The following is a 17,257-nucleotide window of genomic DNA, read 5'->3' on the forward strand; positions in this document are numbered from 1 at the left end:
GCTAGCTCCTTAAGCCAAATCGAATAATGTTAACAAAACGTTGTGGTACGACCAGATTAGCAAACAATACTTCATCAATAAAAGAATTAAATTGTAAGATTTAAAAAATCTAATAATCCTGATAACTTAGTTTATCTATCATCGAAAAACGCTAGCCTGCTGTCAGCCACTGCATAATCATTAGCAATACCATGAGTGTGAATTTTGCCAAATAACCTATCGTTAAAAGACAAATGCAAAGTGTATTTTGCTCAGTGGCTTGTAAAACTGGGGAAACTGACACACGACAATTTTTCCAAGTCTGAACTGCACGGTCTGATAGCCAATAGTTTTCCCTACACATTTACGTTTGAAATCCCCATTGGCATAGGAACCGTCAGCGTCCTTGAAGGTAACCTGATTCTGGATAGTGAACATAACCGTATTGGCCTGCAATGTTTAGCAGCGTTGAAAATTGACGTGGCAGCCACAACCATCTATCGCGCCCACGTAGTTTTCACTCTCTCAGCTACCCCCCACTACGACAAAAACATGAGTACGCTTTATCTAATAGACTTGAAAACCGATGGCGTTAAATTAGTTAATGACAATTATGCCCTAATAAAGGATACCCAATTTTTGTTGGCTCGTTTTTTTCCAAAAAGCGTAAATAGCTTGTTCGGAGCGCCACTGAAAACCGCTTTTTCGTTGTTTAGCGCGGGCACATCAGACATCGCAGCCGACTATCTGAGGCTTTATCTATCAGGCTCGAAGCAAGCGATATTGGACTACCACACGCCACAAATTGACAGCGCAATTAAAAACCAGATTACTCAAGAACATCTAAGCCACAACATGCGAAGCGATCACTGGCGAGAGGTTCTTTTTTCCAAGCTTGGTCAAAGTGTGCGGGTTGAAGAGAACGTGCTTCGTTTCTACCTAAGCAAATAACTTCTTCTTTGTTTCAGCCTACTGTTCTCAATACTTCACAATTCAAAAAAAGCTCCCCACCACACCATTAATGGTCTGAAACAATCGAGACCGGCACCATATCTACCTGCTCGCCGATGTCTTCAATATTTAGCCTTGGGTCATCCACGCTCGCTTCTAACATATCAAACGCTTCTTCCACGTATCTTGCTAGCGGCTGCAACGATTCTATATTTTTATTACAGCATACTAAGCCGACGTTTGCTGTGCCCGCGTAAGTCATTAGCGTAATGTTTACTCCGCCGCCCGGTGTCATCGTAGAAATGGGATAGCAAGCTAAGAGTTCAGCATCTTTCAAGTAGCGGGTATCTTTAGGTCCAGGTACATTCGAAATTAAAATATTAGCAATTGGCTTTACTACGCTTGATAGATTTAGCCATTCAAATACTAATGCCAGCGATTGAATAACAATGGTGTAGCCGCTAAAAGCTGCAGGTCGGGCATGCTGAGCGGCGTGTTTTACAATACGATGATTGACCACAATTTGGCGCAGTCGAAGATAGGGGTCTGTTTCACCGTGGGCAAGTTGAACCGGTACAATGGCAATTTTATTACCCGTGGTTTTCTCACCGGGTTTGCGCAAATTAATCGGCATATTGGTGAACAATGCTTTTTTAAACACCTGTCCGTGATCCTGCAGCAGTTTGTGAACGCCAATGTCAATCGCGCACAATAGCACTTCATTAGCGGTCGAACGAGTGCGCCTTGCGAGCGCCTTTACCCGCTTAAAGTCTAAGTCCATGGTCGCCACCGCTCTCCCTGCCTTTACCTGCCCTGTGAGGACGGTTTTAGTTCCTGTAAAAGGCACTGGCATATAGTGGGGGTTAACCCTTAGAATCTTCATAAAAATACGAAGAAATATAACCAGTAAATCAAAAGTCGTTTTGAGTGCGTAACCGACGCCAACAAGGCGTTTATAAAAACTGATGGGCTCATGCCGCCTGTGCCTAAGCCGTTTGACCGCCCACACCGGTGTAAACTTTGTCTCATGGGAGTGCGATACATAGCCAGCTTGAAACCAACGTACTAGGGTCGCTCCGTCTCCATACATGTGATGAACCCGCGCATATATCGCGAACGTATCACTGCTTTCGTCAAATATAAAATGGTATTGCCACAAAGGTTTATCGGGATCTAAACGTGAGGAATGTAGTCTCGCTACAAAGCCATCTAGTGCTTCTCTGTTTTTCACATCAGCAACGCGATGAATCTGTACGTGATAATCCATATTAAGTTTTTTAACGGGTGCAAACCCCACCGGATAACCCAACACAGTTTTTACTGCACAGTTAAATGGAGAGGTAGCACGAGCAAAGCTTCTTATCTCTTGGAACAATTGCGGGACATATTCAGCGCTTATCGCTCCGTTGGGGATGGCAAGCAGCTGCAAACAAGCGACATGTTTTGGATTTTCATCTGACTCTGTTATCCAAAATGACTTATCTAAAAAACTGAGCGTTTTTGCCATTGTTATCCCTTTAAGCGAAGTCGAATTGGGGTTGGTTTGCAGCACTTCTCATGAAATCGTGAGAGTTTAGCAGCTGCGATAGTTGTTTCTTTTGTTCATCTGAGAGCGCCAGCCTTGGTAGTACACTCACCATCATTAGCGACAAAGCATGATAGCGCTGCATGGCACTGTCCATATGACTGTTTAACTCATCGAATTGGCACGACTGAGTTATGATCAATGAGATTAAGTCTACCAGTAACGATCTATCTGATTTCGTCGCGATGAGGGTTTCTTGCTGGGCTAACGCGTCAAAAAGAAACGCCAACTGTTTGTTCAAGTTTGTCAGTATGTGCTGGCGGGGGCGAACAATAGTAGGGTATTTTTCAGCTAAATCTGCCGGACTGCGATAAAAAAAACGAAAAACGTGAATGCTATCAACGAGTAAAAATAGGTAGTACATGATTTCTTCAGGATGAAGTGTATCGAGCTTGTCTCTATTCAATACTTTATGCATTTGTTGCTCATGCATTTTCATTAATGCATTTACGATACTGTCTTTACCTTTAAAATGATAATAGAGGTTTCCTGGACTGATATCTAATTCTAAAGCGATGTCTACACTGGTCACTGTGTTTTCACCGTGTTCATTGAACAACGTTAGCGCAGTAAGTAATATTTTTTGCGCGGTCTTCATAATTGAGTCCAATCCTTTTACATAAAATATGGAAGGTCAAGATTGCTGTATAAAACACACGGCATAAACTGCACTACATAAAAATAAGATAAAGCTGTCCAACGCCTGCCACCATACCTAAGATAGCGCCGGTCACGATGAGTTTCCACTCGTCTTGTTGATAAGCTGGCCGTAACACCCCTTCAAATTCTTCAACGCTTAACGCCTGCATTCGCTCGCTTAAGTCATGGCCCACCTGCAAAGCATTATTGGCGTAATCAAACGCATAAAGCAGATATTTATCTGAATTATCAAATATTTGACGTACCGCCAACGCTTTCATTTGATGATAATTTTCTGAACCGACACCCAATGCAAAATAGGGTTGAGCAATAGCAACGTAGCGCTCAATAGCGTCATTAACATGAAGCTCAATGAGTTCTAGCAACTGCGCTGAGCCTGATCCATGCAGAATAACGTGGGTGATATTTTTAGGCGTGATAAGCTTTTTTTCGATGATACTCGAGTAAACTTCTGACACTTCTTTCTGGCGCTTTAGAAACATGCCCTGAATAGTAAAGGGCCCCAGTTTTATCGGTCGTTTTGGTTCAAATATAATCTTAATAGCAATCCAGTTTGTCGCATAACCGACCAAGAGCCCGCCCAATGGCAATATCCACCAAGCCTGATAAAAATACCAAAGCAACATGGTTGGTAATCCGAATAAGAAACCGAAATAGAAGCCTGAACGCACGATAAAGGGAAACTCTTTACTGCCCGCCGTCAGAAATATTTCGTTGACTAATTCTGGCGCATTGACGAGTTGCTCAACAACCAGTTCCTTGATATCCAAAATCTCAGAGACATTATGCTGGAAGTCATCCACCATTTTGTGAACCACATTGGGAATGTCATTTTCTATTCGCTGATAGACAAGGTTCTTGCCTTGTACGGGAAGCGCAGCCCACAGCTGTGGCGCAGATTCAGCCATGACATCGTTTACTACTTTGCGAATAACTTGGCTTAAACGCCTTTCAATGGCCTTTGTGAGTTCATCGGCATCAAGCCTCTGAGCTAGCTCTTCAACACTAAGGAGCTTCCCAAGAACTAATTCAACTTCAATCTCCGCCATTTGACGGCGCTTTGCAGGAATAAGGCCTTGCCACCCAAAGATAGGTTTTACGCCCACAAATTCGATAGGATAAAACATCATCTTTACCGCCAGATAGTTGGTAAGCCAGCCAACTATAGCGCTAATTAAAGGAATTGATAGCAAACTCAGGGTTTCAAGGTTCCATTCCATACTGCAAGTAAGAGTTCCAATTTATTATTCTCATCATCAGGCTACTGAGTGCTTATGAAATGGTCAATGTAAAAAGTAAAATTACTTCGAATTGTTGATTGAAAACAAGTCAGTGAAACATTACAAATCAGGCTAATTAATGCGTTCTCACGGTAAAGTGGCTTTAGTAATTTAAGCATTAGGTAGTGAATTCTAAATAAAACGCATAGACTGAAAACTCAGGGTATTTTTCGTCCTGAATTCACTTTTATACGTTATGTTTAAGGGTATGGTGGCATTAACTCTGGCGATGTAACGAGTACAGACCAACTACCGAACACTGACGAATTTAAATGGACGTTCGCTATTCAAAAGCGTTAGGGCATTACATTGCTGTCATTTTTAAATCACAGCGGTTAACAAAGTATAACCTTGCTAGTTCAACATTGTAGGTACTTGTCATGGCAGTATTCGATTTGCGATTAAAAAAACTAGAACATGATATCGAGCATGCGAGAAATTATGATGAATATGAAGGCGCATGCTTAGCGCACGATGCGCTGTCGGGTGCTGACGAGTGGAAAGCAGAAGACGAAAGTGAAGACTACGATTACAAGCTAATTCGCAAACGTGTTCAACGCCTGCAATTAGCCAGAGGCAAAGGCGATCTGCACGCTTTAATGTCTATACTTCACGAAGGCCTTCACGGTAATTTGGGTAACATCGCCAATCCAATATTGCTTACCCATTGCAAAATCGGCACTAAATATCTCGTCGAGCAATTCATTGATGAGGTGACGCTGGCGCTGGAGCAAATTTTTTACGCCGATGAACAGCAGGTAGACTTTTACGAAAAACTTTCTTTCTTTGAAGAAACCGCGCATGCCTTCGGCCGTAGCTGTTTGATGCTCTCTGGTGGAGCAGGTTTAGGCTTTTTCCATGCGGGCGTTGTAAAATCGCTTAATGAGAAGAGCCTATTGCCCACGGTCGTTTCCGGATCAAGCGCAGGGTCAATTATTGCGGCCATGTTGGGAACACGAACTCACGACCAACTGCGTGAATCACTGAGCGCCGAGTTTATCTACGAAACGTTCAAACATTGGCGCAGCTTTGCTGGTCTAGGAAGAAAAGGGCTTTTCGACAGTTCGGTATTAGAGAACGCCTTAATTGAGCTTTTCGACCTTACCACCTTTGAAGAAGCATTTAAGAAAACCGGGAGACACATTACAGTAACCGTTTCTCCCGCCGATCTTCACCAGCACTCACGGTTGTTAAATGCCAAAACGTCGCCCAATGCCATCATTACCCAAGCAGTAAGGGCATCGTGTGCTGTACCGGTTATTTTTAGCCCCGTTCAGCTACGCGCTAAAACGCCGGCTGGTGACATTGTACCGTATATTCCAAATCGACGCTTCGCGGACGGTTCACTTATGGCAGACCTTCCCTTTGAACGACTTGCAAGGCTATACGGCGTTAACCACAGTATTGTCAGTCAAACAAATCCTTTAGCCGTACCTTTCATCTCGGCGAACCGTATAGATCCCAATTCAGTTTGGGATATGTCGGCACGCCACATTGGCCAGCTTGCCAAAACAAACAGTATTTTTGCTATCGATATTATTGAGCGTTTGACAGGAAATAAAAACGCAAAGCTGGCTATTCATAAAGTACGTTCTATCATTGATCAGCAATATGTGGGCAATATCAATATTTTACCCAAGCGTCAGATCAGAAACTTGTCGCACGTATTTTCTAACCCAACGCTCGAAAGTATCGCCCAATTGATAACTAGCGGTGAACGGGCATCATGGCCTCAACTCCATGTTATTAAAAGAAATACCAAAATTAGTGAAAAATTACGGTATCATTTGGGTCAATTGAAGAAACGAGAGGCAGTAGAGTTAGGTCATGTCGTAAGGTAACGCGTGAGCTGAACTGCACAGCCTATATTAGCGTAAAACAGATAGCTGCTATTCGCAGCTTTAAAGGACAACGGTGAGCGCACAAAGCCAAAACCCCGACAGCATTTACACACAGCAAGTAAAACAACTCATCAATATGATATCCCCTCAGGAAACTGGCTATGGCTCAGTTTTTGAGGATGCTCGTCATTACTTTTCCCTTACGCCTTCGCTTGAAAACCATATTGCAGATTTAAAAGTTGAACTCAAAAAAATAGAAGGCAATAAGAAAAAAGAAATTCTGGCTGAACAACTCGCTAAGCAGATAAGAAATAGTACAGAAAAATTAGAGGAAGAGCGCCTCGGCAGGCTAGAACGACTTGATGCTGTTTGTACCAAAATTATCGAGCTGAGCGAAGGTGAAAACTGGCAAGAGACCCAGCAGCAAAGTGCTAAATTACTCGGCACGCTTATGTTACTCACACCTGGAGCAGAGGGGAATTTCGCACGGGTCCACATGCGGTTCAAACCCCTCTATAAAGCAGTATTAACATTGCGATTAGTCGATCGCCTGCTAGAGCACGATACCATAGCGCATAAATACCTTTCCAAATATCGCGAGGCTGCATCGCGTTTTCGCGGAAATCGCTATTGGCAGGAGAAATGGAAAGTTGAGCTTGGGCGGCCGCTTATCGCGGCGGCACTGCTTCAAGATATTGGTTTACAGAGCCCTGCATCGCTGACCATCTTAAAAGGCGAAAATGGCGACTTGGATGAGTTTCGTTTACTCGACGATTCGCAGAGAAGGGATCTACTTAAGCTTAACTATCACTTCACCCTCAAATATTTGAGCGACGGTTTGGGTATCCCGAACTATATCGGGGATATCAAAGAAGAACGAGACAGATTTATATTGGTTCATAAAGAAGCGCAAGACTTTATGCTCAATCTTGTCAAAGACGCTTTTGTTTCCAAAACTGGGCTGGGCGAAATTGTCAAAATTCCTCAAATATACGTTTCGATTGTACTTTCCACTAAGTCAGATTACTCGCGCCTTAGCTTACCAAAAGGTTATTTGCTGATAGAACAGTTAGCCAAAAAGAACGGGCTAAATAAACAACTGTCACAGGATTTCATTGAATTGGTAGGGTACTTTCCACAAGGCTTTGGCATTACTTTCATACCGGTGAATGAAAATGGTCAGGAAAAGGACCAGTACGAATATGCCATTGTGATCGGTCTCAACCCGGCGAATCCAGCTGAGCCGCTGTGTAAGATTGTTACACGAAACCAGAAGTTTATAACCAATGGCGCCCATGAAATTATTTCTAAAAGCCAAAACCTCTATTTTCCTGCCAATAGAAAAAAGCTGATGCGAGTGGGCAAGGAAAAATTGAATCAAATTATGAGTCAACTCTCCAACAATTTCAGACCTGACGAAATTGAAAATTTAGTGCCTAGTTTCTGGGAGCCCTATGACTACTTTGGATTTAAAAAGCATCAAAATCTGTGGGCCAAATTAAATAAATAAGAAAGAAAAGAAGTAAATAGGATAAGCCAAAAAGCTTACCCTATTTGCGTTATTACTAGCGACGAATAGCACGACTAATCGTTTTTCTTTGTCTCGGAAGACGCCCCGCTATTGATAGCATTGCCGTCTTTTGCGACCGCAGGTTTAGTCGCGTTGCTAGCACTACTCGACGTAACCTTAGAAGGCACTGTTTTCGTCGCTGCTGCGGTTTTTCTCGCTGATGTTTTGGCCGCCGCGCCTTTACTGACCGTCGAGCCTACCGGTTTCTTACTTGACGCAGTAGCGCCGGCAGACGCTGATTTTGTTGTAGAGGCCGTCGTTTTGCGTGCGCGAGTCGGCTTTGATGCTGTGCTGGCTTTTGAAGACGTATTTTTTGTACTAGCTGGTGCTTTCGTTGTCTCTTTGGCTTTTACCTGTTTCGCTGCTTCCTTTGCTGCCAACAAGGCCACCTGCTCCACCAGTAAATCAACCTTCGCATTCAACGCCTCTATCTGATGTTCTTTTTGCTGGCGTTTTTGCCCACCAGAAAATACAGAAAAAAGCGGGGTGGAACTTACAAACTTCTGTGCAGCGTCAACCAGTGCAAATGGGTTTAAGGTTTGCCTTAGTTCGCTCTCAACTTCAAGCCCTTTTGCCTGCATAGCATTTATGTTTTCTTGAGTCTCATCAATTTTTTGACTTACCATGCCTGCTGCTTGGTCGAGCTTGGCAGATATCAGGTCAGTACCTGCATACAACCAGCCAAACAGTGGTGATGATTTGAAAGGAGACGTTGCTGTACCGTTAGCCGCAGTCGAGCCCTTGTCTACGGTAGTCGGTGACGTTGTGTTAGGAATAGTTTTGGTGCTCATAATGCCTCCGTAGTGGAGATTCAGTAAGCGTGACAGCAATGGTAACGCACTTATGAAATCAATAAATTTTCAATCTGGCCATTCTACTTTACGCCCTGTAAAAACAGTGCTGCCACTCAATTGCACTAAGCCAATAGCGCTAATACGTGTGCTAAAAGCTTTTATGCGTTATGGGCACCCTCGGGTGCCCAAAAGGAGCAAAGAGTTACTTGTTCGCAGCTAACTTCGCAACCGCTTCAGTTAACGCGTCAATTTTAGCTGAAAGTTCTTCAATACGTTGGTCAGCTGGCTCTGAGTCAAGGCCTAGCTTCTTGCGTACATCTGCTACACGGTTTTCAACATCATTAGTCGTAGACTTTACTTTGCTTTTCGCGTCTTCTTCTAATGTCTCGCCTTTAGTTACAAGCTCTTCAAACATTTTGCTTGCTTCTTCGCTTAACTTCTCGTAGCGCCCCTGTGCTTCTTCAACACTTTTACCATAAGCGCCAAGGCCCGCTAACCAAATTTTACGCGCCATTTCTTCGGCATCGTTAATTTTGCCTTTGATTGTGTTTGTAGTCGTCATGTTGAGCTCCTATTAATGCTAAATAAAAGTGTGTTTTAACACCATGACTTAACTTTACGCTTAACATTTAGAATCCGCATACTAAAAACACAAAAAATCAAAAAGCCCGAAAAGTGGTGACTTATTCGGGCTTAAAGACAAAAGCTAGATTCAAAAAATTAGCATCTCATTAGAGAGTTACACCTGCGAGATGCAAAACAAAGGCATATTCTAGGGCAGTCGACTCAAAACGCTTAAAGCGCCCCGATGCACCACCATGCCCTGCTTCCATATCGGTTTTAAACAATAGTAAATTGTCATCCGTTTTATACTCTCTAAGCTTTGCAACCCACTTCATAGGCTCGAAGTATTGCACTTGAGAATCGTGGAGCCCGGTTGTTACCAGCATGTTAGGGTAGTCTTTCTTCTCGACTTGGTCGTAGGGTGAGTACGATAGCATATACTCAAATTCCTCTTTATTGGCTGGATTACCCCACTCTGAATATTCACCAGTTGTCAGAGGTATTGAAGCATCGCTCATGGTGGTCACCACATCAACAAAAGGCACGTGTGCACTAACGCCACGATAAAGCTCAGGCGCCATATTAACTACGGCCCCCATCAACAGGCCACCTGCACTGCCTCCCATCGCAAATACTCTGTCTTTATCGGCATATTGCGAAGCAATGAGCCCTTTAGTCACGTCAATAAAGTCGGTAAAAGTATTGATTTTTTGATGCATTTTACCGTCTTCATACCATTCTCGCCCCAGCATTTGCCCGCCGCGAATGTGTGCAATGGCAACCACAAAACCTCTATCTATTAAAGACAACCAACTGCTTCTGAATGTGGGGTCAATCGTCGCACCATAAGACCCATAAGCGTATTGATAAAGCGGGTTTGTTCCATCTTTTTTAAACTTGTCTTTTCTATACACCAGTGACACCGGTACCTCGGTTCCATCGCGAGCCTCAATCGACACGCGTTCCGATTTGTAAGCAGATGAATCAAACGTCTCAGATACACGGGTTTGCTTCATTACTTCACTGTCGAGAGTATCTAAATTGATATCGACAATAGAGGCTGGGGTTGTTAGTGAGCTGTAATAAATTCTAAGTGTGTTCGTGTCCATCTCAGGGTTCGCATAAAAATACGCACCATAAATGGGATCTTGTGTTGGAATAACTTTTTCTTCGTTTGTCGTCAGATTGTGCACCACCATGCGAAGCATGCCGTTTTCTTTCTCTTTTACTACTAGGTGATTTTTCATTACCTCAATACTTTGCAGAAAAACATCTGGACGGTGAGCAATGACATCTTTCCATTTTGACACATCACCGGTGGCATTAAGCGGCGCCTTCATAACTTTAAAGTTCTTTGCGTCGATATTCGTCAACACGTAGTAGCCGTCTTCAGCTTTGGCAACGCTATACTCTTGCCCATTTTTTAGCGGTAAAAATACCTGTGCAGGTGCTGTGGGGTTGTTCGCATCTACTATGGTAACCCCTGTCTTATCCGTATTTTGGTGGTGTATATAAATAACACTATCGTCTTTGCTTTTACTGATCGACGTATAAAACGTAGGGTCGCTTTCTTCATAAACCAGCACATCGTCATTTTGTGGTGTACCTAACTCATGGCGAAAAACCTGATAGCCTAACAGGGTTTGTGGGTCTTTTTTGACGTAAAAAAGATGCGTGTTATCGTTCGCCCACACTACGTTTCCTGATGTTCCCTCTAAAACGTCGTTAAGCATTACATCACGCTTTATATCTTTCACATAAATAGTGTAAATACGACGACTAAGTGTATCTTCTGAATACGCCATCAAAGCGTTGTTTTCGCTTACTGCATAAGAACCTATGCTGAAATAATCATGTTCTTTAGACATGACATTAGCGTCTAACAAAACTTGGGGATTGGCATCGAGCGTCGGCTTTCTTAAATACACAGGATATTCGTTCTCTCCCGAATAGCTTGTGTAATACCAGTAGCCATTATCCAGAACAGGTACGGTAGAGTCATCTTTCTCGATACGAGACACTAACTCTTCATAAAGCGCTTCGCGGTTGCTTTTTAGTGGCGCGAGCACCGTCTCCAGGTAATTGTTTTCTAACTCTAGGTGAGCCAAAATTGCATCGTCGGTGCGAGAGTCGTCTCGCATCCAGTAATAGTCATCAGTACGCGTAACTCCATGAGCTTCCATTTTGTGAGGCACTTTCTTCGCTACAGGCGCAGGCGTTTCTGTTTTAAGCAGAGCTTGTGTTACTTTACTTTCTGGCATGTTTTCAGCGGGTTCATTTTTATTTTCTAAACTACAGCCCGATAAAAGACTGCCAGCTGCAATAGCTATCCATAAATATTTCATCTGTCTTCCTAAATGTTCGCTTCTATATCGAAGTCACGCTCGCAATATGCTGATGTAATAAGGTACACAACCATGTAAAACACCAGCGCGTATTAAAGAGAGCGAAACGGTACACACACTATTTTTGAGTATACATACCCAAGACATTAACGCTACCAATACTCAATACCTGCTCTTCCTCTAAAAGACGGGAAAATGTAACAAAATGTGTTGAAACTTCATGTTATGGGCGATTAAAGACTGAGGTACGCTTTTGCGTCTAAACCATGCTTGCGCGACCAACACAATATAGTTGTAAAACTAAGGAATAAAAAAACGCCGCATGCTTTGCAAAGCGATGCGGCGTATTTTTTTGCGTATACTAAATACCGTACTTCTTCTACTCACACCTGGTTAAGCGAAAGAAGGTTAGCGATATTATTTGTTCAGTTGTTCGTGTCCACATCTGAACTTATGGAAAAGCAAAACCGTTAGTCGACCAAGTCTTTTGGCATTTCATCTCGAATGGCAGACCACACTTTTCCACTTTCAATTCCATAGTTTCTTACCACTACAGGTACTTTTTCGTACGAGCCATTCTCCGCAACATTTAGCAGATCCGCGTAGTACTTGTTGGCAACATCTCTCGCTTGCTGATGAGAGAAAAAGTAACCACCAATACGCGAGTATAAACCGCGGAAACCATTCATCATAAGCACGAACACGTTGTTGTTCGACGCTAACGCCAAGTCGTGGGTCATTTGGTAATCAAATTGAGCAAATGCCAGCCCTTCTTGCTCAACGTCTTTATAGCGAGCAATGATTGCGGCAGACTCTTGAGGGTTGTTTCGGATAGCGCCCCGAATAAATACCGCACTCAAGTTTGTTCGCGCTGCCAGCAAGTTGTCGACAAGTTCAGGGATACCTTCTTGGTCTAAACGAGCAAGCGTTTCTAATATGTTTAATCCGCAAGTTTCCCAAAAGTTGTTCACTTTTGTGGGCTTACCATGCTGAATGGTTAACCATCCATCTCGCGCCAAACGCTGAAGCACTTCGCGCAATGTGGTTCGCGTTACACCAATCAACTCAGAAAGCTCTCTTTCTGCAGGCAAAATGGTGCCAGGTGGAAATCTTCCACTCCATATAGATTCAACAATGTATTCTTCGGCGAATCCGGCTGGACTCTGTGCCTTATAAATCATAACTAATCGCCTGCACGTTCTTGTTATTTTGTAACTGATTGTACCAGATGCCCTTTTATTATCACAATGAATTATGCCTGGTCTACTAAAGCTTTTAACAACTCTTTAAAATTAAAGTGTTATTTCAAAGGAACCAGCCATCCATTTGTACACAAATTGCTCGAAATACGAAAGGTTTTAAACTGCCACGGTGAAAATCATAAAAAATGTGATAAATATTCAGCAACTTTCACATGGTGGGGTCTGTGATTTGCTTTCTCAAGACGTTAATATCATGTACGCTTAATTTCCGACTATAATGACAGCAGCAAAACCATGGTTGAGCGAAATTCATCGCGCTACACCAGCAGTTTATGTATGCAATAACCGGAACTACACAGTGTAAAGATACGCAAAAATGCGTGCTTTGTTGTAAAAGGAACAGGAACCCATGCAAACCTCAATGATCGCGGCGATCTATAAGAACTTCCTGGGACATGCGCCCGACTGGTATAAAAAAACCATCATTGCCTTTCTCATTGTTAATCCCTTCATCTTTATGGTGGACCCATATATTGCTGGCTGGACACTTGTTATTCAGTTTATTTTTACACTGGCAATGGCGCTTAAGTGTTATCCACTGCAGCCAGGCGGACTTCTTCTTATAGAAGCCATGTTTATTGGCATGACCTCACCTGGTCATATGATGCATGAAATAGAAGTTAACTTGGAAGTACTGCTACTGCTTGTATTCATGGTGGCAGGTATTTACTTCATGAAAGATCTGTTGATGTTCCTTTTCACCAAGCTTGTCATTAAAGTGAAAAATAAACTTATTCTTTCACTGGCATTTATCTTCGCTTCAGCGTTTCTGTCAGCCTTTTTGGATGCCTTAACGGTGGTCGCGGTGATCATTAGTGTTGGCTTAGGTTTTTATTCTATCTACCACAAGGTTGCCTCCGGCAAAGAGTTTCACTCTGAACATGATCACACCAGCGATGATGAATTAGGAAGCCATGACCTAGAGGATTTCAGAGCATTCTTGCGAAACCTTATGATGCACTCGGCGGTAGGTACTGCGCTAGGTGGCGTTATGACCATGGTTGGTGAACCTCAAAACTTAATCATCGCAGATAAAGCCGGCTGGGACTTCGTTGAATTCTTTATCAGAATGGCGCCCGTATCTTTACCTGTTTTTATCTTTGGTTTACTAACTACTGTAGTATTGGAAAAAACCGGCATGTTCTCCTACGGCGCAAAGTTACCCTCTGCCGTAAGACAAATCTTAGTCGACTACAACGACCATATGGACAAGGGTCGCAGCAAGCGTGAAACTGCAAAACTAGTGGTTCAAGCGCTAATTGGTATTTGGTTAATAGTAGGTCTTGCTACGCACATGGCATCAGTAGGCCTAATTGGATTGTCGGTTATCGTTTTAGCGACTTCAATGAGTGGTGTTATTGAAGAACACGCATTGGGTAAAGCCTTTGAAGAGGCACTGCCCTTTACCGCATTGCTTTGTGTTTTCTTTGGCGTGGTTGCGGTAATTATCGATCAGGGCCTATTCCAACCTGTTATCCACTGGGTATTATCATTCGAAGGCGAAACACAAATGGTGATGTTCTATCTTGCCAATGGTGTACTTTCGATGGTGAGCGACAACGTGTTTGTAGGTTCAGTCTATATAACCGAAGTTACAGCTGCTCTAGAAGCAGGGCAAATCACGCGTGACCAGTACGACATGCTTGCAGTAGCAATCAATACAGGAACAAACTTGCCCAGTGTTGCTACACCAAATGGTCAGGCTGCTTTCTTATTCTTGCTAACTTCAGCAATTGCCCCGCTACTTCGTTTATCATACGGTCGAATGGTAATGATGGCTTTGCCTTATACTATTGTACTTACGATAGTGGGCTTGTTGGCGACTTATTTGGGACTGGCTGATGCTACACAGGTTTTATATGACATGCACCTGATTGAGCATCACTCGGCAACTGGAGCTGGCGCGCCAGCATCAGGTCACTAATGTATGCGTAGTATGATTCACGGCATAAGCCAGTGGGCAGAGCACAAGTCATCGTGGCTTGTGCTTTTCGCTACATCATTAGCTCTAGAAGTTGCAGCCTTGTATTTCCAGTATGGTATGGGCTTAAAGCCCTGCATTATGTGTATTTACCAGCGAACGGCAATGTATGGCATAGTGCTTTCTGCATTAATCGTTCTTATAAAAAACAACGGCTTCACTCGCATGTTAGGCTTTGCCGGTTGGGCAGTGTCGGCTGGGTGGGGCTTCTTGATTGCCAAAGAACACGTGGGCATTCTTAACGCGGCTAATCCTTTTTTTGCTAGCTGTGAAATAGTACCTAACTTTCCGTCTTGGCTGCAGTTGCATGAATGGCTACCAGCAGTATTTGCAGCAGAGGGGGATTGCTTAGAAGATTCATGGCAGTTTTTGTCGATGGGTATGGCTGAATGGATGCAAATCATTTTTGCTGCCTATTTTGTTGTATTCGCACTCGTTTTCGCATGTCGGTTGTTGGATAAAAAACCCTTTTGATCGACTTATCCATTCTACCTTCTCGCCTGCCCTCTATTCACACAGAGCAAGGCCCAGTCTCAATTCAGCGCATAGCAGAAAAACATTGCCATGCGCTTTGTGAGGCTGGCCAGCAATCCATTCATCATGTAAAGCCGTGGTTTGGTTCTGCGGTGTGCCCTGTCACCCCTGCGCTTGCTAAACATTGTATTGCTAATATGGAGAGTGCTCGGGAAGCTGGCTATGGACTTACCTATTTGCTTATTCACGAAGATAAATGCTTGGGTATGGGGATAATCAACCATATCCACCACACTCACCTTACGGCAAACCTTGGATACTGGTTAAGACCTGACGCTTGCGGTAAAGGGTTAGCAACAGCAATCTGTGAAGCGTTAAAAAAGCTCGCTTTTTCGCAGATGAATTTACATCGTTTAGAATGCTTTGTAGAGCCAAACAACAAGGCAAGCATTCGTGTGGCTGAGCGTATCGGCGGCATTAAAGAAGGATTATGCCGCAAACGTGTATTCGGAAGAGACGCACTACTTTACGCGCTTACTTCATGATTCGCCTTCTATCGTAAGCTATTACTCACTACTCTCAACTCAAATCCCTTAAGACCCATGGAGCGCTAAAGATATACCGCTCAAGATAAGAGAGTAAATCCGTGCTCTGGCCTGGATGGGTAATTAAAACGAATACATAAGCCCAGTGTAAGCATACAGAGAGTCATCGGGGTAAGCGCCAGCTTCTAACGCGCTGCCTTTCGCAAGATATGCGCCCCCTATTTCAACACGCAGCGGTTTAAGCGCTTGGTAGCGCCAACGAAATTCTACCTGATGGCCCAAGAAATCATCTTCTCCCTTGGCCACTTTATGAAGCCATAGTCCCTTATAGCCAATCATAACCGAGTGCGCTCCGCTAAGTTTTGACACTCCTCTAAGCCCAGGCGCCAGAATATTGCTACGTGGGAATGTCTGATACACGTCTGTAGGGCCGAAATCAAATCTTCGGAGACCGTAAAGCGAGTCGAACCCGCGTATTGTTGCATCGTCAGTATTGTTGTCGCCGCTTGCAGCATCGATCTCAGCTCTTAAAAACGTGCTTGCGCTTATCTGTTTGCCAATGTGACTGTGCACCATCCATGCTGTGACATCTTTATCTTCTAAATCAGATGCCGATGCAGACTGTCTCGCCTGACCTGTTTGACCTATCGCTTCGATATTGTATTTCCAGTCCTTGAAGAAGGTTTGCGAATAATCCACTGATAGAGTGAAAAGGTCGCGATTTTTCGTTGCAAGCGCTTCCGAGTCTGATTCTTTTAACCAGTAACTATGTATTTTCCAGGCATCATCTTGTGATTCAGCGTAAACCCCGAAAAATTTTCGATTGCTAAAGCTCTTATCAAAAGCGCGCTTATTATCGTCAAGTGACGGGGCATCTAATGGAAATCGAGAAACCGGAAATAGGTAAAAACCACGTACACGCCATCCTGACCAGCGCCCGTCGACTAGCGCACCTTCAAAGCTATTGGTAGCGTTCCTAAAACGGGTTCGCCCCATTAACCTGCGACTACCGTGATCGAGGGTTACACGTCCCACGGTAACGCTATCTAGATACTCGTTAATACCTTTGTAAGTAATGTAGAATTGAACAGGTTCAAGGGTATTTACTTGAGCAGACTTGAGCGTAGGATCATTATCATCAAGAAAAGCTCTAGAATCTTCGATTTCAGCGACGGCGTGCCAGTTTTGATAAACGGCTTCGCCTTTTAGCCTGATACGGGTTGAGAGGCGCTCATTTGTTTTTTCACGCGCATCTTCATTAGTAGGAAAAATAGGATTGTTCAGGGTTTCGTAACGCATTCTCACTGAACCGCTGTAATTGAAGTCTAGACTTTCAGCTTTTAAAGGCATTACTAGACATGCAATAACGACCAACAATCCTAACGCGCTAGCGCTCGACTTCTCCATCTTCAAGCCTTTTGTAAAC

At 43.5% G+C, this 17,257-nt stretch carries 14 protein-coding genes; 6 read left to right on the forward strand and 8 right to left on the reverse strand.

What is annotated here, in order from left to right; all coding sequences use genetic code 11:
• The first annotated feature begins 204 nt into the window (after positions 1-204).
• A complete protein-coding gene (locus tag JC525_RS06125; RefSeq protein WP_198815026.1) occupies positions 205-930 on the forward strand; it encodes a DUF1439 domain-containing protein in 726 nt (241 codons plus the stop codon).
• A gap of 67 nt (positions 931-997) precedes the next feature.
• On the opposite strand, the gene JC525_RS06130 is transcribed toward JC525_RS06125, so the two are convergent.
• The 3 genes from JC525_RS06130 to JC525_RS06140 form a co-directional block, all read right to left on the reverse strand.
• A complete protein-coding gene (locus tag JC525_RS06130; RefSeq protein ID WP_198815027.1) occupies positions 998-2,437 on the reverse strand; it encodes a wax ester/triacylglycerol synthase domain-containing protein in 1,440 nt (479 codons plus the stop codon).
• 10 nt (positions 2,438-2,447) lie between these two features.
• Complete coding sequence (locus tag JC525_RS06135; RefSeq protein WP_198815028.1) at positions 2,448-3,113, reverse strand: TetR/AcrR family transcriptional regulator; 666 nt, start codon at positions 3,111-3,113, stop codon at positions 2,448-2,450.
• Between the two features lie 73 nt (positions 3,114-3,186).
• The gene (locus JC525_RS06140; protein ID WP_198815029.1) at positions 3,187-4,395 is read right to left on the reverse strand and encodes a DUF445 domain-containing protein; all 1,209 of its coding nucleotides are present in this window, start codon (positions 4,393-4,395) and stop codon (positions 3,187-3,189) included.
• 440 nt (positions 4,396-4,835) lie between these two features.
• Between JC525_RS06140 and JC525_RS06145 the strand changes: the two genes are divergently transcribed.
• Together JC525_RS06145 and JC525_RS06150 are read left to right on the forward strand one after the other, a co-directional pair.
• Positions 4,836-6,296 carry a DUF3336 domain-containing protein gene (locus tag JC525_RS06145; RefSeq protein ID WP_198815030.1) on the forward strand — a complete coding sequence of 487 codons (1,461 nt, stop codon included), beginning with the start codon at positions 4,836-4,838 and terminating at the stop codon, positions 6,294-6,296.
• Between the two features lie 73 nt (positions 6,297-6,369).
• Positions 6,370-7,806, forward strand: a complete 1,437-nt coding sequence (locus JC525_RS06150; RefSeq protein WP_198815031.1) for a hypothetical protein — start codon at positions 6,370-6,372, stop codon at positions 7,804-7,806.
• Between the two features lie 74 nt (positions 7,807-7,880).
• Here JC525_RS06150 and JC525_RS06155 read toward each other — a convergent pair whose 3' ends face one another.
• The 4 genes from JC525_RS06155 to fadR all read right to left on the reverse strand — a co-directional run bounded on the left by JC525_RS06155 (position 7,881) and on the right by fadR (position 12,750).
• Complete coding sequence (locus JC525_RS06155; RefSeq protein WP_198815032.1) at positions 7,881-8,657, reverse strand: hypothetical protein; 777 nt, start codon at positions 8,655-8,657, stop codon at positions 7,881-7,883.
• 205 nt (positions 8,658-8,862) lie between these two features.
• The gene (locus JC525_RS06160) at positions 8,863-9,222 is read right to left on the reverse strand and encodes a phasin-related domain-containing protein (protein WP_198815033.1); all 360 of its coding nucleotides are present in this window, start codon (positions 9,220-9,222) and stop codon (positions 8,863-8,865) included.
• A gap of 169 nt (positions 9,223-9,391) precedes the next feature.
• Positions 9,392-11,569, reverse strand: a complete 2,178-nt coding sequence (locus tag JC525_RS06165) for a S9 family peptidase (RefSeq protein ID WP_198815034.1) — start codon at positions 11,567-11,569, stop codon at positions 9,392-9,394.
• Between the two features lie 470 nt (positions 11,570-12,039).
• Positions 12,040-12,750, reverse strand: coding sequence for a fatty acid metabolism transcriptional regulator FadR (fadR, locus tag JC525_RS06170; protein ID WP_105929339.1), 711 nt, complete (start codon positions 12,748-12,750; stop codon positions 12,040-12,042).
• A 430-nt stretch (positions 12,751-13,180) separates the two neighbouring features.
• On the opposite strand from fadR, the gene nhaB reads away from it, so the two are divergent.
• From nhaB to JC525_RS06185, 3 genes are read left to right on the forward strand one after another with little or no spacing between them, the layout of a single operon-like run.
• Entirely contained in the window at positions 13,181-14,755 is a 1,575-nt protein-coding gene (gene nhaB, locus JC525_RS06175) for a sodium/proton antiporter NhaB (protein ID WP_198815035.1), read from the forward strand.
• Between the two features lie 3 nt (positions 14,756-14,758).
• Positions 14,759-15,286 carry a disulfide bond formation protein DsbB gene (gene dsbB, locus JC525_RS06180; protein WP_105929337.1) on the forward strand — a complete coding sequence of 176 codons (528 nt, stop codon included), beginning with the start codon at positions 14,759-14,761 and terminating at the stop codon, positions 15,284-15,286.
• Complete coding sequence (locus tag JC525_RS06185; protein ID WP_198815036.1) at positions 15,283-15,831, forward strand: GNAT family N-acetyltransferase; 549 nt, start codon at positions 15,283-15,285, stop codon at positions 15,829-15,831. Before dsbB ends, JC525_RS06185 begins: the two co-directional genes overlap by 4 nt.
• A 123-nt stretch (positions 15,832-15,954) precedes the next feature.
• Here JC525_RS06185 and JC525_RS06190 read toward each other — a convergent pair whose 3' ends face one another.
• Positions 15,955-17,238, reverse strand: a complete 1,284-nt coding sequence (locus JC525_RS06190) for an alginate export family protein (protein WP_198815037.1) — start codon at positions 17,236-17,238, stop codon at positions 15,955-15,957.
• Positions 17,239-17,257 lie beyond the last annotated feature (19 nt).

This window comes from Alteromonas sp. IB21, from assembly GCF_016405965.1.
Taxonomy (GTDB): Bacteria; Pseudomonadota; Gammaproteobacteria; order Enterobacterales; family Alteromonadaceae; genus Alteromonas.